The following is a 22,145-nucleotide window of genomic DNA, read 5'->3' as shown; positions in this document are numbered from 1 at the left end:
ATTGGGAGCTAACAGTGAAAATGATCTTTGCGTCTTTCGTGCTGCTGATTTTTGCTGTTTGCCTTCAAGTGGCAGGGTATTCGCAGTACGTAAAGTTCGTGCTCGGCGTCGGGTTGATGTGCATTCTGTTGGGCGTATTTGGTGCAGCGGGCGGTTTTCTTGGGAAGGGTCGATGAATATGCGTGACGTAACGGATAATCGTACTGCGGAGTTGCTGGCTGGCGTTCGACCTGGTCGTGGGCGTCCGCGTAAGCCGGATGCCATGAGCAACGCTGAACGCCAGGCAGCCTATCGCGCTAGGCGCAAGGCTTCCGTTACGGTAACGGAAAATGCCGGCGTGTTCCGTGGCGAGGTGATGCACCAGGACGTCGGGGGCCTGGAGGATGCGATGGCGGAATTGCGGGCCGAACTGGAGGCTACCAAGGCCGAGCTGGCCGAAGCGCATGAGACCATCGATGACATGACCGGTCAGCTGGCTCGCATGAGGCTTCAGCGCAATGAGGCTGCTGCTGTGTCAGGCAAGCTCAAGGCCGAGCTGGCCGCAGCGAAGAAGGGCGTCGAAAAATCCGTAACGCGTAACGGAAATCCGGTGCAGTTCGATTTTATGGTGGATCTGGTGAGTCGCGTGCGGAAGGCCCGGAGCTGGACGGCACGTCACGCCATTGCAGATCTGCCTGGCTGGGAGGCTTTCGCGGCGGATTCGCGGACGACTAGCGATATGCGTAAAGCCTTGTGGAACGCGATGACCGGTGACTCTATGTCGTAACGCGCAAGGTAGTAACAAAAAAGCGCCCGATCTGCCGGGCGCTTTCGCATTCCTGGTGCCGTTTGCGCACCGATGAACCCCCTTTCTATGCAAGCCGGGCCGAAGGCCAAACTCCCACCGCGGTTGTGCTCTCGTAGCGTTGCTCTGAGGGCTCGTGGCGCTCTTGCGTTCCTGATTGTGGTGCCCTGGTCAGCAGCGGCGCAGGATGATTTCCTCTTGAACCTGGGCAAGTTGGGCTCGCGCCAAGTCTTGCTCAAGCTTCCATCCAGTGCGTCTTAGCTGGTCAAGTAGCATGTTTTGGTCGACCATGAGTTGTTGGCATCGAGCTGCGGAATAGGGGGCGCTTTGGGTTGTCTCTACGGACACCGTTCCGTCAGGATTCTTTGTTGTGGTGGTTGTCGTGGTGACGGTGTATGCCTGCGCCATTGGCGTGGCCGCGATAAGGAAAGCTATGGCAACTGCAGTACGCATGTGACCCCCTTTTTTGTGTGGCGATCATTTTACGTTACAGGGAGTCGTTACGCTTATTTCTCTGTTTTTGTTAGTTTGGTGCGCTTGGGGCTTGCGGGAACATTTGTCGAAAAACTTGTTCTCGTTCGTACTGGTGGATTCGTAGCGTGTCGATGGTCCATGCTGGTATTGGGCGTCTTCCAGTCTGCCAATCCCGGATGGTTCTGTCGCATCTACGCAATAGACGTGCTAGGTGTTTTCGTGGTAAGCCGCTGGCAAGTCGTTCGAATTCGATGGTACTGACCCAGCGCCTGGACGGGTTCTTCATGTCGTCTCCGGCAATAAAAAAGCCAGTCACCTAACGGTGCTGGCTTGCCTTGCTAAACCCCCGGCAGTGGGGGCTTGTAACTCGTTAATTGCTTAAAACCTAAAGTTTGATTTGCCGCGCATAATAAGGATTATGTTAAATCAATAGAATGCAGTGCGGCTTGCCGTTCTCCGCTGCCGTAGCCCGGCACCAGAATGTTGGATCCGCGAAAAACAACTACCGATCATTGCAAACCTGGCACACCCACTCGAAGTCGCCCACAACGTAGCAGTGCTCCGGCGCAATTGTATGTGGAAATTCCCGTAAGCCCATCCAATTGTGGCCCGTAAGCCACTGGCTACTTTTCCTACATACCATTGATCACCATTGATCGCGGCTTACTGCTTCTATCTCGATCGAAGCTCATCAGCGTTAACCCACGAGCGCTGGCTGATGTCCTCCTCGTAAGCCTCTTGACGCACGGCGAATCGAATGCCGCATATCTTAGCCCTCCGCTGAGGGCTGTTCAGGAGCGGTCATGGGGGGCTCCAACGGCACAGCTTGTTCATCTAGGCTGCAAGCACAACCAAACCTACCTATTCACATCGCTCCGTAGCCCTTGCATGCTACGAACCGTTGGCCATAGCGCTCGGAGAGAGAGGCATCCACATCAATACCCTTTCGCGTGGCGGTACGCTCACGCCGCACTACGTTGCGTCGCTTTCCGCGCGCCGGCACTCCCCTACTTCACCATCCCGAACGGATCGGGGACGACATGGCCGTTGGCGTTGTTCCAGAAGTTCTGGAGCACAAAGCCATATTCGGAAAGATTCTGGTTGAACGGTTCGAGCATCGCATTTGCACTGGACAGCTTCCAGTCGGCCTGCAACTCGCAGGCAAGCGCGAATGTCGTGACCAGTTCCGCGCCAGCATTGGCCATACGCGACATGGCGGCATCCGCCTCATAGCGGTTCCAAGCGCCGCACGCATCAACCACCGGGTATACGCTGTAACCGTCGTTCAGCATCGACAGTGTCGGCAGCGCACAGCAGGTGCCGATCGTCACGCCAGCGATAATGATGTGGCGGCGGCTGGTCTGGGCGACAAGATCCTCCAGCGCCTTGCGGAAGGTCGGATCTTCATAGCAGTTGATGATGCCGGTGCGGCGGTAGATTGGCTGGTCGGAAAAGATCTCTTTGATCTCCGGCAGATTGTCGCCGTTTTGCCACTGCGCGTTCGACGAGGTGATGAGCGTGGGCAGGCCCAACGCCTTCGCCGTGCGGGCAAGACCGACTACATTGCTCTTGAGTTCGGCCAGCGAGGTGGTGTCGCGCATCCCCGCCATCAGCCCGATCTGGTGATCGACCAGCAGGACGATACTGTTCTCGGCAGTCGGCTTGTCGTGGCCGTAGCGGCCGGCAACGCGGGCGTCGGCGGCGGACACGCGGTTGGGAAGTGCGTTGTCAGTGATGGGGCTGACGATATCGGCGGGACGGGTCGCGGTCATGCTGATTCTCCTTGATGGTTGTGGGGATATGCGGGGCACGGACTCGACGCCTGCGCCCTAGGGATCCACATGGGAAAACCGCCTTCTCTGGCATGCGTTGCAGCACACCGCCAGCAGTCAGGTAGCCGAGTTGCTCGTTCAGAACCTTGGCCGAAATCATGAAAGCATGATAGGAAGTCGAGGGGCTGGTTGATGGAATAAATCCGACCTCTCAGCCGTTTACACGATAACGCGGCACCCCCCTCAGGCCAGGCGTGGCCGGGTGCCGTGCCGGTAATAGCGGCAACGACGCCACATTTTCCGGGGCTCCATGGCCGGCGCCGGATGCGTCAATTTGATATTCAATACAAGCGGAGATACGTGCACGGGGTATCTAAGCAAACTAAACGATACAGAGCGAACGGTCCGGCGCGGGTCCCGAGTGACCCGGAAGTCGGGCAGCAAAGCAGGAGACACATCATGAACGGGCGCAGGTTTTGCAAGATCGCCCTCGCACTAGTGGCAGGGGCGGCGATGGCCGCCGGCGGTCCCTCGCTGGCCGGCGGTCGGGGCGGCGGTCGTGGTGGCGGCGGTGGCATGCACGGCAGCTTTCACGGTCACGATGGCTTCCACCATGACGGTTTTCACCATGGGCACAGGCACGTGGTCTTCGTGGTAGGCGGCGGCTGGCCGGGCTGGTGGGGATATCCATACGACGGCTGGCCATACCCCAATGCCTACCCCGGTTACTACACGCCCGCAGCGCAATACATCGAGCAAGGTGATGGGTCGGACGGTGCGTCGGCTAACGCATGGTGGTACCGCTGCGACCAGCCCAGTGGCTATTACCCATATATCAAGGACTGTCCTGGCGGCTGGCAAACAGTGCCGGCCCAGCCGTCGCCGTAATGCCGAGGCATAGATGAAGCCGCGTTCCGTTCCCCTCCTGATGGCGGCCGCGTTAGTTGTGGGCGCCTGTACGGCAATGCCGTCGAGTCCCAGCGTGATGGTGCTCCCAGGCAGTAGCAAGACGCTCGACCAGTTTCTCGGTGATGACCATAACTGCCGCCAGTTCGCGCTGGGCCAGGTCGGCGGTGTGAGCTCGCATCAAGCCTCCAACACGGCGGCGATGGGCAGTTCGGCGGTCGGTGCCAGCAATTCCAGCGACTCAGGAGACAGTGCGCAGCACCAATACGACGCTGCCTACATTCAGTGCATGTACGCCAGCGGACACCGGGTCCCGGTCTACGGCCAGATGCTCGCGGCACCGCCCGCGACGCCACCTGCCAATTACAAGCCCTACTCCCCGCCGCCGGCACCGCAAGGGTACGCCCCCTGACCGTCCTGGCGAATCTTCAAAGCAATTGACGCAAGGGACCGTTGCAATATCGGCGCAACGGCGGCGGCTGCCGGTTGGGTCAGGTTGACCGCATTGGCCGACGAGCCGGCGTTGGCCGACACGGCGGCGGACGGCTCGTCGACCATTGCAGCCGTTTGATTGGGTTGAGCCGAGTGTTCGAAATGGGTCGGCGACGGCCGCTCGGCCGGCCATGGTGGTCGGCAACTTCCGGTCAGTGGACCAGACCGCTAGCGCGGTAACCCTCCGGCCAGGCGCCGGGGCAACCGGGCCGGCAGCGCTGTTTCCCATGTTGAGGAGCGAGGCCAGGACAGGTGCTTACTTTTCAGTGGCCCCCCCCTTGTGCGGTGTGATGATCTCCTTCGTCTTGTGGCCGGCGATACCGAATGTCCTGCTCTGGCTCGCCGCAGGGCCTATTGCCCCTCCCCATGCCGCCTTCGAGTAGCCGGCTTCAGAATTCGGTGAACTGGCTTCCAGTCGAAACGCTTTTCCCAACTTGAGCGGTCGCGAGCGACACCGGATGTGGTGTCCCGTCCACGTTTGCCCAGCTTCCAGGCTGGTCTGCGAGGCGACGCCAAGCAATCCAGGATCGATCCATCTAAAGACGGCACTCTACAAGGCTGCCTCCGTTTTTGTAATGATCTCTACATCATTGAAACTCGTGCTAAGCCCCCCTATGCTGCCTTCCATGACCACATCCCAAGATTCCTGGATCCTGCTGATCGTCAGCCTTCCCACATCGGGCGCGACCGCCCGCATGCGGATTTGGCGCACGCTCAAGGCGTTAGGCGGAGCCGCCTTGCGCGACGGGGCCTATCTGCTGCCGGCCAGGGCCGAGCAAGTGGAGCAGTTCCGCGAACTGGCCGACGAAACCCAGCTGCAGGATGGCCAAGCCTGGCTGTTGACCGTACATCCCCAAGAGGACGACGACGCCGCCGTCTACCGCGCACTGTTCGACCGATCGGGCGACTATGCCGATTTCCTCGCCTCCGTCTCGGAAGCTCGCCAGACGCTTTCCGGACTAAGTGAAGCCGAGCTCAATCGCTTGCTGCGGCGGCTCGGACGCAATTATGAAGCGATTCGCAAGGTCGATTTCTTCCCCAACGAGGCGTCCTTGCGTGCTGAAGCGCAGTGGCGAGACTTTACGGGCGCCATTGAAACGATCCTGTCGCCGGGCGAGCCGCATCCTGCGGCCGGGTCGATCGCGCGGCGCGACCCCACGCAATACCAGGGGCGGCTATGGGCGACCCGCCGCCATCTTTGGGTCGACAGGGTGGCGTGCGCCTGGCTGATCCAGCGCTTCATCGATCCCCACGCCCGTTTTCAGTGGCTCGAATCGCCAAGCGACTGCCCCTCCGACGCGTTGGGCTTTGATTTCGACGACGCGACATTCACCCATGTCGGCGACAAGGTTTCCTTCGAGGTGCTGCTTGCAAGCTTTGGCCTGGACGCAAATCCAGGATTGCAGCGCCTGGCGGGGATGGTCCACGCGTTGGATGTCGGCGGCCCGACCGTCCCCGAAGCGAGCGGGTTCGAGGCGATTCTGGCCGGCGCCCGCGAGCGGCTGGCCGACGACGATGCGCTGTTGGCCGAAATCGGCCTGGTGCTGGATTCCCTGCATGCCCACTTTTTGAATCACCGGAAACGCTAGCCGTCACCGAGTCCATCTCAAGGAAGCTCCATGAGCAACCCGCAGCGAACCGACATTCCGCAAGCGCCGGCGGCCGAACGGCCGAGCTATTCGTTCCGGCAACTTGTGTTCTATATGTTGCGCCTGGGTACGCTGGGCTTCGGCGGCCCCGTTGCCCTCGCCGGCTACATGCACCGGGACCTGGTGGATGCACGTAAGTGGATTACCGATGCCGATTACAAGGAAGGCCTGGCGCTGGCACAGTTGGCTCCCGGTCCGCTGGCTGCGCAACTCGCCATCTATCTTGGCTATGTGCATTACCGCATCGTCGGAGCGACCTTGGTCGGCATTGCATTCGTCATCCCGTCATTCCTGATGGTGGTGGCGCTGGGTTGGGCCTACGTCCGCTTTGGCGGGCTGACCTGGATGCAGTCGGTGTTCTATGGGGTTGGCGCGGCGGTCATCGGGATCATTGCGATCAGCGCCTACAAGCTCACCAACAAAAGTGTGGGCAAGGACAAGCTGCTGTGGGTGATCTACCTGGTGTTGGCAACGGTGACCGTGGTGACCGAATCCGAGATCGCCTGGCTGTTCCTGGCGGCCGGGATCGTAGTGTGGTTCTGGCGCGCGCCACCGAAGTGGCTGCGACAAGGCGGCCTCACCGCCATTGCGGCGACGCAAGTGCCCGCGGTGAGCGGGATCGTCAGCACCGTGGACTGGCCGCTGTTGACGCAGATCGGCGTGTTCTTCGCCAAGGCCGGCGCCTTCGTATTCGGGTCCGGACTTGCCATCGTGCCGTTCCTGTACGGCGGCGTCGTGACCGAGCACCATTGGTTGAACGACAAGCAGTTTGTCGACGCAGTGGCAGTGGCCATGATCACGCCGGGCCCCGTGGTGATCACGGTCGGGTTCATCGGCTATCTGGTTGCCGGCCTGCCGGGGGCGTCCGTGGCCGCGCTAGGCACATTCCTGCCTTGCTACCTGTTTACCGTGATCCCGGCTCCCTACTTCAAGAAGTACGGGAAGCGCCCCGGCATCATCGCCTTCGTCGATGGCGTGACGGCGGCGGCGGTTGGGGCCATCACGGGCGCCGTGATCGTCCTGGCTAGACGCTCGATTATCGATCTGCCCACTGTCTTGCTTGCGCTTGTCACGGTCGCGTTGCTCTGGAAATTCAAGAAGTTGCCTGAGCCAGTCATCGTCGTCGGCGCCGCACTGATCGGCCTGGTCGCCTACCCGCTTCTCCACGCATGAGCCGCACGAACAAGGCATCCATCATGATCTATGAAATGAAGCCGCTGGGCGTCGATCCAGGCAAGCTCACTGGCCTCTCGGAAAAACTGATCGTCAGCCATTACGAGAACAACTATGGCGGCGCGATGAAACGATTGAATGCCATCGCCGCGGAACTTGCCTCGCTGGATCCGGCAATCGCACCCGTGCTTGGCGCAATCCCGATGACATGGATGGCTGGATCTCCGCGCTCGACACCAGCCGGCCGGTGATCGTCTATTGCGTACACGGTCATCAAGTCGGCCAGGACAGTGCCGCCCGGCTGGAAGACACAGGCTTCCGAGGCATGGTGATGTATGACGCCCTGTATGCCTGGTGCCTGCATTGCCGGGCGGAGACGCATCGGTGGCCAGCGAAGATGCCTGCATGAACTTCTTTGCGATGTCGCCCGGGAGGTACCCCGTGAAAGCGATCCTGCTCTTTGTATGGATGCTGCTGACAGCCATGCCGTCAACTGGAGAAACGATCATGTTCAACCAGGACAAGCAAGGTGCGTTGCCCGCAGGATGGGTGGCGGGTGTCACCGGTCGCGGCACGCCGAAATGGACCGTCGAGGCAGACCCGGCCGCGCAGAGCGGCGCCAACGTGCTCAAGCAATCGGGCTCCGGGGATTTCCCCTGGTGCGTGAAGCAAGCTGTTTCCATCGCCGACGGCTTCGTGGAGGTCAAGTTCAAGCCCATCGCTGGGCGAGAGGACCAAGCCGGCGGCGTCGTCTGGCGCTGGAAGGACAGCGATAACTACTATGTCGCGCGGGCGAATGCATTGGAGAACAATGTCTCGCTGTACTACACGACAGGCGGCCGCAGGCACACCATTCTGTATCAGGAGGCCCCAGTCGCTGCCCGGGTCTGGCATACGCTGCGCGTGGAATTCCTTGGGAACCGCATCCAGGTCGCGCTGGACGGCAAACGCTACATCGATGTAGCGGACGATCACATCAGCGGCGCCGGGGCGGTCGGCGTATGGACCAAGGCGGACAGCGTGACCTTGTTCGACGCCTTCTCATTTGGAAACCCCAGTGCGAAATAGCACCGAAGAAAAGCACCAAGAAATAGTAAAACCAATGATCACATCAGAGCAAACCAGAAGCATCGCCAGCAACCCGCAATGGCAAGCGAAGGCAGGAACGTCGCGACTGGCGAAGGCAAATCCGGCCCCGGTCAGTCTCCAATCGCGAGTGCCAGGATATGGATCGGCATCGCGATCCTCCGCTCTGCTACCGCGGTCCTGGCCGAAGGCGCATTCAAGCGCCTGTCTGTCGCCGGCATCAAGAAGGGGCTTGTTGGCAAGATCGCCACTGACGGTGCCCATTGGTCGGATAAGATCCCCTGCTGCACGGGAAATCCTCATGAAGCCGATCACGCGCGAACGTGCCGGGTTAGACCGTTTCCCCTACCGCACAGCCGACTATGACACGCAGCGTGGATGGTACCTTTGCGATGTACACGCTTAAGGACCCGGCTTTCACTACCCGCCAAAGTTGGCTCGCGCGCCTGCTACTGCCCGCAGGGGTCCATGCCAGCGCTCTACCGCTTCTCATCGGCCGCGCGCTACGCGCCTTCTGTGACGGGTTCATCGCCGTTCTGTTGCCTGCGTACCTTCTTGCGCTCGGTTTCGGACAACTGGCAGTCGGGTTCATCAGCAGTGCCACCCTGACCGGCTCTGCACTGGCAACGATACTGGTCGGAGTCCTCGGCAATCGCTTCCCGCAACGCCGCCTGCTGGTGTTGGCGGCTGCATTGATGGCCGCGACCGGCATCGGCTTTGCCGGTCTGTCTTCCCTATGGCCGCTGTTGCTCGTTGCATTCGTCGGTACGCTCAACCCAAGCTCTGGGGACGTCAGCGTATTCCTGCCACTGGAGCAGGCTCGCCTGGCTGACTCGTCTACCTCTGATGCCCGCACGGCGCTCTTCGCCCGTTACAGTCTGACCGGCGCCTTCTCTGCCGCCATTGGTGCGCTGGCCGCGGCCCTTCCGGACTGGCTCACCACGCACTTGGGAATATCGTTCCTCAGCGCAATGCGCGCCATGTTCAGTTTCTATGCTTTGACCGGCGTCGCGCTCTGGTTTATCTATGCCCGCTTGCCAGAGCTACACCCGGAGACCGTCTCGGCGACAGTACCGCTTGGCCCGTCTCGCCGGATCGTCACCCGCCTTGCACTGCTCTTCAGCGTCGACGCCTTCGCTGGTGGCCTGGTGGTGAACTCTTTGCTGGCGCTGTGGTTGATGCAGCGCTTCGGTCTTTCCCCGGGGATCGCCGGCCAGTTCTTCTTCTGGGCGGGGTTGCTCACCGCAGGCTCCCAACTCGTTGCCGTGCCGCTGGCTCGCAAGTTCGGCTTGCTGAACACAATGGTGTTCACCCATATTCCATCCAGCCTCTGCCTGATCGGGGCTGCATTTTCCACATCCCTGATGGCGACCCTGGCCCTGCTGCTGGTGCGCAGCGCACTGTCCCAGATGGACGTACCGACCCGTACCGCTTATGTGATGGCCGTGGTAACGCCCCCCGAGCGACCGGCTGCCGCGAGCCTGACCGCAGTACCCAGGAGCCTGGCTTCCGCGCTTAGTCCGACCCTCGCGGGCGCGCTGTTGGCAATGGGCTGGGTCGGCGCACCGCTGGTCGCCTGCGGCCTACTCAAGATTACCTATGATCTGGCGCTCCTGCGCGCATTTCGACATATCAAGCCGGCCGATTGACCGAGCTCCAATCCTGTCCAGAGGCATGAACACCTTTCTAAGAATGTTCAGGGACGAACGGTGTTGCGCATCATGGATCGAGTATGACACCGGGCGGGCAACCGCACGGTGCATGAGTCGCCGAACCCGGAAACCCCCGCTACAAGCCTAAGGCTTTAGCGGCGGGAGTATTGATGCGCCTTCCTGGTCAATTGCCGCCGATCGGGCGCAACGTCCAGACGGTTGCCGTATTCGTGTTGTCGTTCACCGCCGCGAATTGTGGCTGGCCACTGCTGCTCAGTCCGAATGCGAGGCCGAATGCGGAGCCAGGTGACGGGTCGACCTGCATCGTCGCGATGAAACGCCCATCGGGCGTGAACTCGACGATTTCGCTGGCATGTTGCGCATTAGGGTTAATGGCATCGCCGTTCGCTGTCACCAGATCTCCATTCGGCGCAAGCGCCAATGCCAACGGCCCGCGAAGGTGGTCAATGTCTTGATAGATTACCGTTCCCGGTCCATTGTCGCGCGCGAGCGCCGCAGCGCGCGATACTGCGAACACCTTATTGTCGTTGGTTGATGCGACATAAAGCACATCATGGGCCGCGTCATAGGCCAGTCCTGTTGGGCCAACAACGAGCGCTGCGGGATCGGTTCGGTGCGAGTAGCCGGACGCAATGATATGCGAGCTATTCAAGAGCGTCGCGCCACTCGCGCCAATGTTGATATCGATCCTTGCCACCGTTCCGTTCAACACGTTCGATACGAACGCCGTGACCTGCGGTCCTTGATCGATGACGACCGTCATGTCCCACGGCCCGTCCAGGAGGATTGGATCGTTCAGCTCGCTGAGAAGCCTTCCTTGAGGAGTGATCACCAATAGTGAGCTGTTCGAGGTGATGGCTGTGCCATTCGTCGTCGGAAGATTGCCGACCAGCACGAACCCGCTCTTCAGCACAGCCAGGGCGGTGGTGAGCCCCCGATTTTGCCCCTGGAAAAAGGTGACTGGCTTGCCGTCGGTCACAAGCTTCACAATGGTCGTTCCCGTGCCTTGTTTGTTGGAAGCGGCGTTGAAATTGGACACCAAGACGTCCCCCGGCTTCAGTGCACTCCCCGACGGTACGCCGCCAGGCACGAAAGCAATGCCGTAGGGATTGAGGTCGTGGTTGGTCGGAACGGTCGACGCGACCGTGGATGTTGGTGGAATGATCGGTTCTCCACCTGCAAGGGAGGCTCCGAACGACAGTACAAGGAGGCCGACGCCATATATGACGCCGCGTAAATGGCGGAGCACGAACCGGGTTGGGAGAAGGCCTTTCGGCACATGGATAAACCGCGTGGGTGATTCCAAGGCAGAGAAGCGACGCGAAGCGTTCATTGAGCACCTCCTTCTTTTTCGCAACACCCCGGCTGCCCAATGCTTCAACGCGAAAAGGCACTCAATATAAGCATTGCAGGCGCCCCATTTATTATCTTAGGTGCCCACTGCGCATCCAATCTTACCTACCTCTGCGCATTGAATTTTGCACAGTGGCGATAGCCTCCTCCGCATAGGGGCGACTTTGAATAATTCTAGTCTATCGGACCTATCTGTTGGGGTCCGGCGTCGATATTGGCGAGGCCGCGCAGAATCGAGTCTTCAGACTTTCCAACCTGTTCAACACACCGCCAGACGATGAGCTGATCCAGCGTGCGCAGGCGGAGCCAACGCCTGCTTTCATGTTTAGCAGGACGCCCGCCCCCGCCCGCAGCATGCGACGTGCCTCGCGCTGCCGGATTGCCGCGCTTCCTGCCATCACGAATGCCTTTAGGTCTGGATGCAACCCGGCGATATCGCCAGTGCGTGCGGGCCGCACGTTCGACGTCAGCGAAAGCCGCGCGACTGCCGCCAATATGCAAGGCGCGAGGAGAAGGCGCCGGCTGCGTTGGGCCGAGGCGTGATCCCTCCCGAAGAACCTGGCGTCATTGAGCCTGCGGGCTCCATCACCGCTGTCCTTTGTTCACGCTGGTTTGGCTGCGTCGCTGTCCCATGCCAGGCTCAACAAGGGCAAGGCGCGCAATGCCCTCGCGCGCTCGGAGCCTTCTTCTATCTTCGCGGTGAGATCCATGCGCACTGCTTCGAACACCAAGAGCGGTACCGCGCCAGCGGCTTCAATCTGGTCACGGCAGCGATCGTTGTGGAATTACGGGCTACCTCGAACGGGCTGTCGAGGCGATGGTTGGCCGCGGCATGTCCAGTTGACACGGCCTTGTTGCCGTCACCGCTCGGCCGAGAGGGGGAGCCGTCGGACGACGGATGGCTTCCAGCGCTCAATGGTGATGTTTTCGGCATATTGCGATGCCTGTACGTCACCCCTTCCGCACACGTGTACACGATATGCGTTGACCGCAGCCATGCTTGCAAATAATAATGCGTCGCATTCTAATATTCATTACAACGTATTACAGGGAAAATGAGCCTAAATCTTCACGCGACGCAGTGCGCCGTTCTTGCCGCATTCGCCTGCCAGCCGATGCTCGTCGGCATCGCCAATTCACAGGAAGCCAGCCGGGCGACCACCGCGCAGAGCCTGCCGGAAGTCACCATCAAGGCCGATGTGAGCCGAGAACTGGGCGAGGGCTACAACCCGCCGACCGCCGTCAGTGCGACCAAGACCGAGGCACCACTGCGCGATACTCCGCAGACCGTGAATGTGGTGACGGCCGACGTCATGCGCGACCAGCACGCCAATTCGATGCAGGACGCGCTGAAGAATGTGCCGGGCGTGTCGTTCTCCACGGGCGACGGGCAGCGCGACCAAGTGTCGATCCGCGGTTTCTCGGCGATCGCCGACCAGTTCGTCGATGGCATTCGCGATGACGCGCTGTACTTCCGTGACCTGTCGAACGTGGACCGGTTGGAGGTCATCAAGGGGCCGGCAGCCGTGCTGTACGGTCGCGGCTCGTCGGGCGGCCTGATCAACCGCGTGACCAAGAAGCCGGGGCTCGACGTGACCGACTTCGCCCTGAGCTACGGCATGTGGGCCGACCGGCGCGCGGAGGCCGACGTGGGCCGCGTGTTTGCCGACGGCGCCGCCGCCTTCCGCGTGACGGGCGCCGTGGAGAAAGCGAACAGCTACCGCTCGCAGCAGTTCCTGGACCGCGCGGCCGTCGCGCCGTCGCTGGAACTGCGTATCGCGCCGCAGACCACCGTGCTGCTGCAGGCCGACTATCTGGAAGACCGCCGGGTGACCGACTTCGGCATCCCGGCGTACAACGGCAGGCCGGTCGACGTACCGGCGTCCCGGTACTACGGCGCGGCCAATGCGCGCGACGCCGACTACTCCCAATCGCGCGTGTACTCGGGCACGGCCACGATCAACCATCGCTTCAACGACAACTGGTCTATCCGCAACGCCACGCGGTATTACCACTACTCGCTCGACCGCAATAACACGCTGACCAACTCGGTCATCGAAGCGACCAAGACGCTGACGATGTCGCACTCCAACGTCTTTCGGGAGGAGCACGGCTGGTTCAATCAGACCGACCTGACGCAGAAGGCGACGATCTTCGGCACCAAGCATGAAATCCTGTACGGCATGGAGGTTGGCCAGCAGAACAAGGACCTGGTGAACTACTCCCGCGCTGTTCCGGGGCGCTTCGACCTGTTCAATCCGGTGCTGCCGACGCTGCCGCGCCTGATCGGTGGCACGCCCGCCACGAGCAACCTGGCCACCGCCAAGACCCTGGCGTTCTATACGCAAGACATGATCGCCTTCACCGAGCAGTGGAAGGCGCTGTTCGGCGTGCGTTACGACAATTTCCAGCAGGACGCGATGCAGCGCCTGGCCGGCCAGCCAAATCTGTCGCGCACCGACAACGCCTGGAGCCCCCGCGCGGGCCTGGTCTGGCAGCCGTCGAAGGCGCAGTCGTACTACGTGTCGTGGAGCCGGTCGTTCCAGCCGTCGGGCGAAACCTTCGCGCTGGCGGCCAACAACGCCGAACTGGCGCCCGAGAAGACCAACAATACGGAGGTCGGCGCCAAATACGACTGGCTCGACGGCAAGGCAAGCACGACGATCTCGGTATTTCGGCTTGAGCGGAACAATATGAAGATCGCGAATGCAACCGGCACGGCGTTGATCCCGGTCGGCGAGCAGCGCACGGACGGCGCGGAACTGAGCGCCGCCGCCGAGCTCGGCAGCGGCTGGCGCGCGCTGGCCGGCTATGCCTACCTGGATGCAGCGGTCACCAGGTCGACGGCCGCCTTCCAGGGCAAGCGCGCGACGCTCACGCCGCGCCATTCCGGCAACTTCTGGCTGACCAAGGCCCTGGGCCATGGCTTCGGCGTTGGCGGCGGCCTGAACATGGTGGGCCCGCGGATGGCCGATCAGGCCAACACGGTCACGCTGCCGGGCTACGTCACGGCGGACATGATGGCCTGGTATCGCCACGGACCGTTCGAGGCGCAACTGAACCTGTACAACCTGTTCAACAAGAGCTACATCGTGTCGGCGCACGGTTCGAACGCGAACCTGAATATGCCGGGTGCGCCGCGCAGTGTGATGGCGACTCTCCGCTATCGCATGTAAGCACCGGGTACGGCCACAGAGGTAAATGGCTTCGGCGGCCGTCGGGTTCCGACTAGGCGCGCCGCGCGATCGGTTCGCTTGCAGCCGCGCCAGCAAAGCATGCAAGGGTAGGCCAGCATCGCTGGCCGCTCCGCAGAGCGGCTATAAATCTTGCATTCCGAACTGACCGATCAGTGCCTGGTAAGCACCGGCGCTGGCCGGTGGCGCAGACTCGGGACGGGGGAGTCCCTTCTATTCGATTCCCCCTTGGCGCATCCATGCCCACTGGTCCGCCCGATCGACTTCAACGGAAACTTGGGAGGCAATTTCCACCTCAAATACATAGAGTGAGATGGAGGTTGTCATGCGCATATTGCTGCACATTGCTTTGACCGCCCTGCTCGTCGGTTGCACGACCCAAGCCGAACGCACCGCTCAGGCGGAACGCCAAGTCGACCAAATGATCAGTGTGTATGGCCCGGCGTGCGAGAAGCTCGGATATAAGGGCAACTCCGACCCATGGAGGGACTGCGTTTTGAGCCTGGATGCCAAGGAAAGCACTGAGCGCTACAGCCGTTACCCAACTTCGACAACTTGCTTCGGGCATCGCGGCTTCTTCCAGTGCACGACGTTCTAGGATTTGCCCCTTGTCCTTGGGATCGAGCCATGGTCACCGCTGGCTTTCGAGGCGGCTAGAGGGCACAGATTGCGATGGCGCAGGCAAATGATCATCGACCCATGCCATTCGGATTACGCGGCGGGTCGCGTGGGTGCGGCGAGAAACCAGCAAGTGGAGAAGTGGATGCGGTATCCGACCGGAGCCGTGGGCTCACTTGCGGCCAGCCACAGAACGACGCCCTGCGGCCAAGTGAACCCAGAACAGCCCGCCAATGGCGACGCCGCAAAGCCAGTGTAGCCACTCGGTCAGACTGCGCAGGCCTTCACCGTTGAAATAGTAGAGGCCATAACCGCTGGCGACCAGCAGTACGATGACGGCTCCAAACAGCCCGCCTGCCAGGCGGTTGTGACGCCGGATCCAAGCGTGACGGATATGCGCCGACCAGATCATTCCAAGCAGAAACATGACGATCAGCGCCGCCGCACCGTGCAACTTCATGCTCCACGCTTGCCACGGTGCCAGCGTCTCGGGCTCAGCCGCCAGAAAGCGCACAAGTAGCCACGTCAAGCCGGTCAGCAACAGCAGCGTGAACGCAGCATACAAGGCCCAAAGCCGCTGTCGACTGATGCGGAAAGTCCAGCGAGGCTGGTGGGAGTGGAGATTGGACATCGGCTCGGATGGGGATTTGCTAGCCGCGTAGTTTGCCATCGCGATAGAGCAGCGTACAGGCGCCATACCGCGCCAGCAGCGGATGCCGCGGCGCGCGGCAGACCAGGACCACCTTGGTCAGGGCATCTGCCAGCATGCACGAAGGTGCCAGCACGGTGGCGCCGGCTGCTGCCGGCAGCTCCAAGGGTTCCCGTCGGCTGAAAATGCGCGGCGCCGCGCCGGGCGGTGGCGCCAGGCCCCCCACACTTGAACTCGCGAGCGCCGCGTTATCGAGTTGCCACATCATGGCGGTGCGTGCCGGCGAACCCGGCTCGCGCAGCGCAACCCGTGCCGGCGCTGCACCGGCATGACGCATGTCGCCGCCCGCGTTGACAAGCGCGTAGTCGAGGCTGAAGCTGCGCAAGGCTTCGATAGCGCAATCCACCGCGTAGCCCTTTGCGATACCACCCAGGTCGAGACGCACTTGCCGATGCTTACGCAGCACCGCGCCTTCGAGGGTCCAGCCGGGGCAGCCGGAGGGCGACTGCGCCGGACTTCGCTCACAATCGAAGGCGCCATCGCTCGCCACCTGCAACTCGGCCGCGACGGCAAGCACGGCAAGCGTGCGCACATCCATCTCGATCGGCCAGCCCACCGGGGCCGCATTGAAACGGCCAATATCGCTGGCTGGTTCGTAACGGCTCATCAGGCGATGTATCTCTTCAATCTGACCGAATGCTGTGCGCACCGCCTCGGCGGCGCCGGCGCCGCGCGCCTGGATCTCAACCAGCGTGCCCAACAAAGGGCGAGCGCGGCGGCATTGCGCAAGATCGGCGACATTGCCCACGATGCGCTCAGCCCTTCGCCAGCGCCATCTGCGCCATCACTGCGATGCGGCGAATACCGTCGGTGATATGGGTGCACGAAAGCGTGGCGCCGCTGATGTTCTGGATATCATCGCCGATGCGCAGCGGGGACTGGGCGGACTTGCCGGTGAACTGGCTACGCCAAGGCTTGTTGCGAACCTCGTAGCCGTGGCTTTCTCGATAGGCCAGGATCTCCACGTCCCGGATCTCGCCAGCCGGGCTCAGCGCAACCGCGTAGTTGATCAGTTCGAACTTTCCGATGACAGCGTCTGCCACCACATAGCCGAGCAGGTTGCTGCCCTGACGTGCCTGCCAGATCCGCCATGCACCCATGCGCGGCGGCCCGCCCGCTCGTTCCGCGAGCTGTTTGAGCTGGTCCGGGTTAAGCGCCACTACCAGCGGCACGAACTCAGTGGCGTCGGCGAACATCACTCTCTGGCTGTCGGCCACGCTCATGTATTCCGCCGCGTGCACTTTGGTCACGACGAATCCCGCAGTGGCCGCCGCGGCGGCACAGACGAGAACGGTAGGAACAGACTGGTAACGCATCGATGCTTCCTTTGTCGCCGGCAAATCGACGCACAGTGAAGGCGCCGGTGTGCCGGGGTAGCGGGTGAACGGTCAGAAATAAACGCCCAGACCCAGGTCAAACCGGCTGAAATCGCGGTTGGTTCGGAAGCGCTGGTAATCGACCTTGAACACCACGTTCGGGTTCAGGTAGAAGTTCAGACCTGCCGTCCAGACCGTATCGTACGGTTTGGGGAACCCCGTTGCCTGCGCCGAGAAGTCCGGGGCGATGCCGTCATACTTGGCGCCCATGTTGTAGCGCTCATAGCGCGCGAACGGCACAGCACGATAGCTGCCGTGCTGCCACAGGCTGTATGCAGCCTGCAGGTACCAGCCGTAGAAGGAGGCTGGCATCGGGTTCGCGGTGCCGGGGAACTGGGCGTTGACCTTGGCGGTATTGCTGATGCTGCCCTGCGCATAGAGCGCGGACAGGTCCCACTTGCCTGGTGTCCAGCGCGCATGGGTCTCCCAGAGGGTCGCACGCTGGCTGCCGGCGCCTGGCGCCGGGTTTGCGTTACCGGTAAACACCGAGCCACCCAGCAGCATCCCGGGCACGCCGCGATAGTTCAGCGACACATACTGCGAGGCGTTCTTCGCATTGGCCAGGGCCATTTCCTGGTGGGTCGCCTGCATTGGCGCCACGCTATTGGTTTGCAGTTCCAGCGCGGAATTGTAGAGTGGGGTCTGTGTCGCGAAATTCCACTTGGCCAGATCGAGCCCGGTGGTCAGGCCCACGTTCCAGTCGAGACCAATATCCGTATTGCCGTGCAGGGCAAAACCGCCTTCACGCCAGGTACTGGGGATGATCAGGGTCTCGACGAAGTTGCGGTAGACGCCATAGTACGCGGTGGGCTCGTGATGCTCGTTGATCAGACCGACCGGCATCAGGAACAGGCCGGCGGTCATGCCGACCTTGGGGGTGAACATGTGGTCGACGTAGAACTGCTCCACCTCGAACTCGCCGGGATCGGACGAAGAGGCAATTGCGTGCTCGACCTCGAACTCGGAGGCAAAGCGGGTCTTCTCGTCGAAGCGGTAGCCGAAGCCGAACACGGCACGCCCGATATCGGCGCGGGTATCGTTGGTGTTGCGGGTCGGACGCGAATAGTTGATCTCGCCGTAGCCGAACACGCTCAGGTTATCCAGCGGCGACGGCTTGGCGGCGACCTGCTGCAGGCTTTCCTGCGAGGCCTGCAGCTGCGCAACCTGGGCGGTCTGGTCGGCTTGCTGCCTGGCCTGCGTCTGCTGCTGCGTCGCCAGCGCCGTGTTCTGCGCCTTCATGGCCTTGAGTTCGGCCTTGAGGGCGTCGAGCTGGCTGGCCATGTCGTCAATCCTGCGCTCGAGCTGTTGCACCACCACCGGGCTGGCATTGCCCGGTGCGGCAAGCGCAGGCGTCCCCACCGCGGCGAGCACCGCCGCGGCAATCATGGTTCGTTTCATCTCTCTCCTTCCTGTTTAGTTGCTTTGCGTGGCAAGCGCAGCCGCTCCGGCGCGCGTAGCGGCCACACTGGCCGCGGTGGACTGGCATTGCGCCGGTACTTGGCAGGCCGCCGGATTGGTGACATCGAACCCGTCGGTCAGGGCGCACAGGAAACGCGCCAGATCGGCGATCTCGCTATTGGTCAGAGTCGGGGCCAGGCGGGGGATGTAGGGCACTTCGGCCACGTTGATATGGCCGACATAAGCCGTGGGCAGGTCGTTGCAAGGGATGCCGGGGGTGCCGTCAGCCTTGAGGTACCAGCGCGTGGAATCGGTATCGCGCGTGATGTACCACGTCACGGCTTCCTCAAGCGTCTCGAACACGCCATTGTGGAAATACGGTGCGGTCAGCGCGATCTCGCGCAGGGCCGGCACCTTGAATGGGCCGCACAAACGCGTGCGGATCGGGACCGCAGTGAACTCAGCCAGGTAGGGGTGCGTCAGCAATCGCGCGAGCACTTCGTCCGCCGAGGCATTGGCCATCTCGAAAAGCGTGGTGAACGGCAACTCGGCCTGATCGGCCAGCGAGGCCGCGCGGCCATCGCGGAAGAAGCCGTCCACCGCCTTGCCACTAGGCTGGAAGCTACACGTGGCCGTCGCGGCCCAGCTGGCCAATCCACGCCCACGTCTCCTCCCCTGATGCCGTTGCGCGCGGCTGGCTCTTGTTGTCATATCCCTGGTGCGCGTCGCGCGCGATTTCTTATGGTCGGTACATCTGCATTCGCATCGAAAGACGAATACAAATAATTTGCATTCCGGATTATAGAGAGACGACCAGCAAGTTCACAGCCCACTTCGCCCGAAAGTTTAGCCAGGAGAGAAAGTGTTGCTCGGATGCAAATATTGACCGAAAAAGAGATCTATTTAACGCTTGAAGGCGAAAGTTGTCAGTAGATTGAAACATCCCATAAGACGTTAAATGTTTTTATTTAATGACAAGCAATATTGATGTCATATGTATTCTGCAGCGGCAACGCTATGGGTCGGCAATAGGTGCATGCGCTCCTGATACACCTGCTTACACGATTGGCGCCCTTCCATCGGCCAAGGCGTCAACGCTGCAGCATGCGCATCGTTACAGACGGTAACCCGTCTTTAATTCTGCGAATACGCAACTGAACAATGGCGGCATAGAGTACTTGCAGAATCATCAGGAGCAGCATCATGCGAAAGATCTTGGCAATTGGCCTGCTGGCTGGCGCCGCCGGCCTTATCTCAGGCGTCGCCGAGGCACGAGTCGACGTAGGAATTGGCATCGGCCTGCCTTGGCCGGCCGTGGTTGCGCCTCCCCCGCCCGTTTACTATGAGCCGGCGCCCGTTTATGTCGCCCCCCAGCCGGTCGTGGTTGCGCCCGGCTACTACGACGATTGGCAAGCCCGTGCATGGCGCGAACAGCAATGGCGTGAAAGACGCTGGAGAGAACGCGAATGGCGCGAGCGACACCGCGATTGGCATCGTTGGCACGACGACGATGACTGAACTTGATCGTTGACTGCAGGCATTGACGATTCGGCTCGCGGGCTCGGATGCATTTCACGACATTTTTCTAACAGTGCCGGGAGCGCTTTCGCAAGGTCCGCAATCATCGGAGTGATACACACGCCATTGCGTTTCTTAATCTTCTTGGCACACCGCATCCGCACAGCCCGCATGATTCTTGCATGAAGGCCCTCACACCGTAGCTACCCACCCGAAGAGCCGGTGACCCAATAGGCCACCAGCCAGTAAAAAAAGGGCTGCGACGCCGAGATTCGAGATAAGGACCATAAGCGTAGCATCCAACGGGTGGAGGAGTGAAAGGGCAGTCGCTGCCATGGCGGCGATCGACAGGCTGGCCACCATTGCGATCGACGCTGGCGCCAACCGCGCCACATAGCGCAGCATGATCAGCAACGCTAGCGACAGCGGTATGCTTACCATTGCCAATGTCGCAAAGCAGCGTGCTGTCTCGCCAAGGTTCAGACCATCCGGGCCGATGCTTATCCAGCCAGTCAGGCAGCCGTAGCCGATTGTGGAGATCCAGACGAGCATTGCCGGTGCCGGCAATAGCAGCCATCGCCGAGACCGGCCCGGGATGCTGGCAAGGAATACCGCTACCGCTGCCATCGCGCCCGTCGCCAATGCACTGGCAATGCTGATCACAAACGCGGGCTGATGAAGCTTGAGCGCCAAATCCGACCGCACGCCATGACCAACGGCGACAAGCGCGAGCACCAACACAGCAAACAGCAGCCAGCACGCTGCGCGCACGACAGGTGAGCGAAGCCGTCGTATGGGCGGTGCATTTTCAACGAGAGAGTCGATCAAGTCGGCGGTCGGAATCATCTTTCGCTACCTCGCGGGGCCTATCAATCTACGCAGCGTTTTCAAAGCCCTGTGGACGGCCACTTTCAACGCCGCGACCGACATACCGCTAGCTGCCGACGCCTCCTTCAGGGACATCTCCTCAAGCTTCAGCATGCGAAGCGCATCGCGCTGTCCGGCCGGCAGCTGTTGAACGGCCTCGCGTACGGTACGCGCATCCACCGCTTCTTCCTGCAGGTTCGCGGCTGGATCCATAAAGGTTTCGTTCTCGGATTCAAACGGCGTTTCGTGAATCCCCGTGCGCCCTCTCCTGCGTAGTCCGTCGACGATGCGCCGGTTGGCAATGGCGACTAGCCAGGGGCCGAACGGGCGGCTAGGGTCATAGGTATGGCGTACCGAATGCACCGTTAGCAGGATGTCCTGTACTGCGTCCTCGATGTCGCTCCGGTTGTGCATCTGGCGCGCGGCGAGCGCCCGCAGGTAGGGCGTGATGTCCTCCAGAAGACGGCGGTAGGCGCCGCGGTCGCCACCTTGTGCCCGCTCCATTTCCATAGACCAATCGGGCGTCCCGTCGGGGCGAGTTGCCGGCAGCTCCGGCTGGCGATCAGGCGCAAGCGAGTCCGCAGCCTCCTTCACGAGGCTGTGGAGAGCGCCACGACGATCCGGATGTTGGGGCATGTTCGGATTTTGCTTCGAAGATGAAATTCTGTCGCGCAAAAAATATTCATACCGCAGGTAACCTTTTACCTTGCCACGCCGAATCTCTTCACACGACCCCAATCCCCGGGGCCGCAAAAGCGTGCGGAGGATGCAAGATGAACAAGCATGTATTGGCCGCCTCGTCCCTGTCGACAGCGATTGGCCTGGCGCTCGCCATGCAGGCCGCGCCAGCTCAGGCACAGGCCATGAAGGACATGAGCGGTATGCCGCAGATCGTCAAGGACAACATGGCCAGGATGGAGAAGGGCAAGCTCGAAAAGTGCTATGGGATCAACGCCGTGGCCAAGAACGATTGCGCCGAAGGAGCCCATTCCTGTGCCGGGCAATCCACCCAAGCTCGCGATTCGAGATCTTTCGTGCTGTTGCCAGCAGGAGACTGCACCAAGATTCAAGGCGGCAAGCTGAAGGCCACATAAGCGAGTGCC

22 protein-coding genes and 4 pseudogenes are annotated in these 22,145 nt (G+C 61.4%); 16 read left to right on the top strand and 10 right to left on the bottom strand.

Annotated elements, in window-relative coordinates; genetic code table 11:
• The first annotated feature begins 14 nt into the window (after positions 1–14).
• Together P3W85_RS02430 and P3W85_RS02425 are read left to right on the top strand one after the other, a co-directional pair.
• Positions 15–176 (top strand): hypothetical protein, encoded by a 162-nt coding sequence (locus tag P3W85_RS02430; RefSeq protein WP_276263590.1) that lies wholly within the window; start codon positions 15–17, stop codon positions 174–176.
• A gap of 86 nt (positions 177–262) precedes the next feature.
• Positions 263–766: a hypothetical protein gene (locus P3W85_RS02425; RefSeq protein ID WP_276263589.1), complete on the top strand. Its 504-nt coding sequence runs from the start codon at positions 263–265 to the stop codon at positions 764–766.
• Between the two features lie 1,499 nt (positions 767–2,265).
• Here the strand turns inward: P3W85_RS02425 and P3W85_RS02420 are convergent.
• Positions 2,266–3,030 (bottom strand): isochorismatase family protein, encoded by a 765-nt coding sequence (locus P3W85_RS02420; protein ID WP_276263588.1) that lies wholly within the window; start codon positions 3,028–3,030, stop codon positions 2,266–2,268.
• 459 nt (positions 3,031–3,489) lie between these two features.
• Here P3W85_RS02420 and P3W85_RS02415 point away from each other — a divergent pair, with 459 nt between their 5' ends.
• The 8 genes and pseudogenes from P3W85_RS02415 (at position 3,490) to P3W85_RS02380 (ending at position 8,318) form a co-directional block, all read left to right on the top strand.
• Positions 3,490–3,918: a hypothetical protein gene (locus tag P3W85_RS02415; RefSeq protein ID WP_276263587.1), complete on the top strand. Its 429-nt coding sequence runs from the start codon at positions 3,490–3,492 to the stop codon at positions 3,916–3,918.
• 13 nt (positions 3,919–3,931) lie between these two features.
• The gene (locus P3W85_RS02410; protein ID WP_276263586.1) at positions 3,932–4,348 is read left to right on the top strand and encodes a glycine zipper family protein; all 417 of its coding nucleotides are present in this window, start codon (positions 3,932–3,934) and stop codon (positions 4,346–4,348) included.
• 322 nt (positions 4,349–4,670) lie between these two features.
• Positions 4,671–4,787 (top strand): annotated as a pseudogene (locus P3W85_RS02405) (EamA family transporter); the annotation flags it as partial.
• Between the two features lie 267 nt (positions 4,788–5,054).
• Positions 5,055–6,017, top strand: a complete 963-nt coding sequence (locus P3W85_RS02400) for a chromate resistance protein ChrB domain-containing protein (RefSeq protein ID WP_276263585.1) — start codon at positions 5,055–5,057, stop codon at positions 6,015–6,017.
• Positions 6,018–6,047: 30 nt separating this feature from the next.
• On the top strand, positions 6,048–7,250 hold the full coding sequence (locus P3W85_RS02395; protein WP_276263584.1) for a chromate transporter: 1,203 nt from the start codon (positions 6,048–6,050) through the stop codon (positions 7,248–7,250).
• A 23-nt stretch (positions 7,251–7,273) separates the two neighbouring features.
• A pseudogene (locus P3W85_RS02390) lies at positions 7,274–7,438 on the top strand (superoxide dismutase); the annotation flags it as partial.
• Positions 7,439–7,572: 134 nt separating this feature from the next.
• Positions 7,573–7,659, top strand: a pseudogene (locus P3W85_RS02385) (chromate resistance protein ChrB domain-containing protein); the annotation flags it as partial.
• A 32-nt stretch (positions 7,660–7,691) separates the two neighbouring features.
• Positions 7,692–8,318, top strand: a complete 627-nt coding sequence (locus P3W85_RS02380; protein ID WP_276263583.1) for a family 16 glycoside hydrolase — start codon at positions 7,692–7,694, stop codon at positions 8,316–8,318.
• Here P3W85_RS02380 and P3W85_RS02375 read toward each other — a convergent pair.
• Positions 8,292–8,651 carry a hypothetical protein gene (locus tag P3W85_RS02375; protein ID WP_276263582.1) on the bottom strand — a complete coding sequence of 120 codons (360 nt, stop codon included), beginning with the start codon at positions 8,649–8,651 and terminating at the stop codon, positions 8,292–8,294. The genes P3W85_RS02380 and P3W85_RS02375 overlap by 27 nt on opposite strands.
• A gap of 47 nt (positions 8,652–8,698) precedes the next feature.
• Here P3W85_RS02375 and P3W85_RS02370 point away from each other — a divergent pair, with 47 nt between their 5' ends.
• A complete protein-coding gene (locus tag P3W85_RS02370) occupies positions 8,699–9,985 on the top strand; it encodes an MFS transporter (protein ID WP_276263581.1) in 1,287 nt (428 codons plus the stop codon).
• Positions 9,986–10,172: 187 nt separating this feature from the next.
• On the opposite strand, the gene P3W85_RS02365 is transcribed toward P3W85_RS02370, so the two are convergent.
• Positions 10,173–11,342, bottom strand: a complete 1,170-nt coding sequence (locus P3W85_RS02365) for a hypothetical protein (protein WP_276263580.1) — start codon at positions 11,340–11,342, stop codon at positions 10,173–10,175.
• A 650-nt stretch (positions 11,343–11,992) separates the two neighbouring features.
• Between P3W85_RS02365 and P3W85_RS45450 the strand changes: the two are divergent.
• From P3W85_RS45450 to P3W85_RS02350, 3 genes and pseudogenes are all read left to right on the top strand, one after another.
• Positions 11,993–12,240: pseudogene (locus tag P3W85_RS45450) on the top strand (Tn3 family transposase); the annotation flags it as partial.
• A 177-nt stretch (positions 12,241–12,417) separates the two neighbouring features.
• A complete protein-coding gene (locus P3W85_RS02355; protein WP_276263579.1) occupies positions 12,418–14,538 on the top strand; it encodes a TonB-dependent receptor in 2,121 nt (706 codons plus the stop codon).
• 343 nt (positions 14,539–14,881) lie between these two features.
• Complete coding sequence (locus P3W85_RS02350) at positions 14,882–15,154, top strand: hypothetical protein (RefSeq protein ID WP_276263578.1); 273 nt, start codon at positions 14,882–14,884, stop codon at positions 15,152–15,154.
• 192 nt (positions 15,155–15,346) lie between these two features.
• Here the strand turns inward: P3W85_RS02350 and P3W85_RS02345 are convergent, their stop codons facing one another.
• The 5 genes from P3W85_RS02345 to P3W85_RS02325 all read right to left on the bottom strand — a co-directional run bounded on the left by P3W85_RS02345 (position 15,347) and on the right by P3W85_RS02325 (position 19,368).
• Positions 15,347–15,805: a hypothetical protein gene (locus tag P3W85_RS02345; protein ID WP_276263577.1), complete on the bottom strand. Its 459-nt coding sequence runs from the start codon at positions 15,803–15,805 to the stop codon at positions 15,347–15,349.
• A gap of 19 nt (positions 15,806–15,824) precedes the next feature.
• A complete protein-coding gene (locus tag P3W85_RS02340; protein ID WP_276263576.1) occupies positions 15,825–16,631 on the bottom strand; it encodes an FAD:protein FMN transferase in 807 nt (268 codons plus the stop codon).
• A 7-nt stretch (positions 16,632–16,638) separates the two neighbouring features.
• The gene (locus tag P3W85_RS02335; RefSeq protein WP_276263575.1) at positions 16,639–17,199 is read right to left on the bottom strand and encodes an FMN-binding protein; all 561 of its coding nucleotides are present in this window, start codon (positions 17,197–17,199) and stop codon (positions 16,639–16,641) included.
• Between the two features lie 72 nt (positions 17,200–17,271).
• Positions 17,272–18,657: a porin gene (locus P3W85_RS02330; protein ID WP_276263574.1), complete on the bottom strand. Its 1,386-nt coding sequence runs from the start codon at positions 18,655–18,657 to the stop codon at positions 17,272–17,274.
• A gap of 15 nt (positions 18,658–18,672) precedes the next feature.
• Positions 18,673–19,368: a cytochrome c peroxidase gene (locus P3W85_RS02325; RefSeq protein WP_276263573.1), complete on the bottom strand. Its 696-nt coding sequence runs from the start codon at positions 19,366–19,368 to the stop codon at positions 18,673–18,675.
• A gap of 492 nt (positions 19,369–19,860) precedes the next feature.
• Between P3W85_RS02325 and P3W85_RS02320 the strand changes: the two genes are divergently transcribed.
• A complete protein-coding gene (locus P3W85_RS02320) occupies positions 19,861–20,175 on the top strand; it encodes a hypothetical protein (protein ID WP_276263572.1) in 315 nt (104 codons plus the stop codon).
• 192 nt (positions 20,176–20,367) lie between these two features.
• On the opposite strand, the gene P3W85_RS02315 is transcribed toward P3W85_RS02320, so the two are convergent.
• Entirely contained in the window at positions 20,368–21,021 is a 654-nt protein-coding gene (locus tag P3W85_RS02315) for an NrsF family protein (RefSeq protein WP_276263571.1), read from the bottom strand.
• 6 nt (positions 21,022–21,027) lie between these two features.
• Positions 21,028–21,546, bottom strand: a complete 519-nt coding sequence (locus P3W85_RS02310; protein ID WP_430869476.1) for a sigma-70 family RNA polymerase sigma factor — start codon at positions 21,544–21,546, stop codon at positions 21,028–21,030.
• A 269-nt stretch (positions 21,547–21,815) separates the two neighbouring features.
• On the opposite strand from P3W85_RS02310, the gene bufA1 reads away from it, so the two are divergent.
• Positions 21,816–22,136, top strand: a complete 321-nt coding sequence (gene bufA1 / locus P3W85_RS02305) for a BufA1 family periplasmic bufferin-type metallophore (RefSeq protein ID WP_017226799.1) — start codon at positions 21,816–21,818, stop codon at positions 22,134–22,136.
• Positions 22,137–22,145 lie beyond the last annotated feature (9 nt).

This window comes from Cupriavidus basilensis (assembly GCF_029335485.1).
Classification (GTDB): Bacteria; Pseudomonadota; Gammaproteobacteria; order Burkholderiales; family Burkholderiaceae; genus Cupriavidus; species Cupriavidus basilensis_E.
Note: the sequence above shows the minus strand (reverse complement) of the source record. Positions and strands in the feature narration are given on the sequence as shown.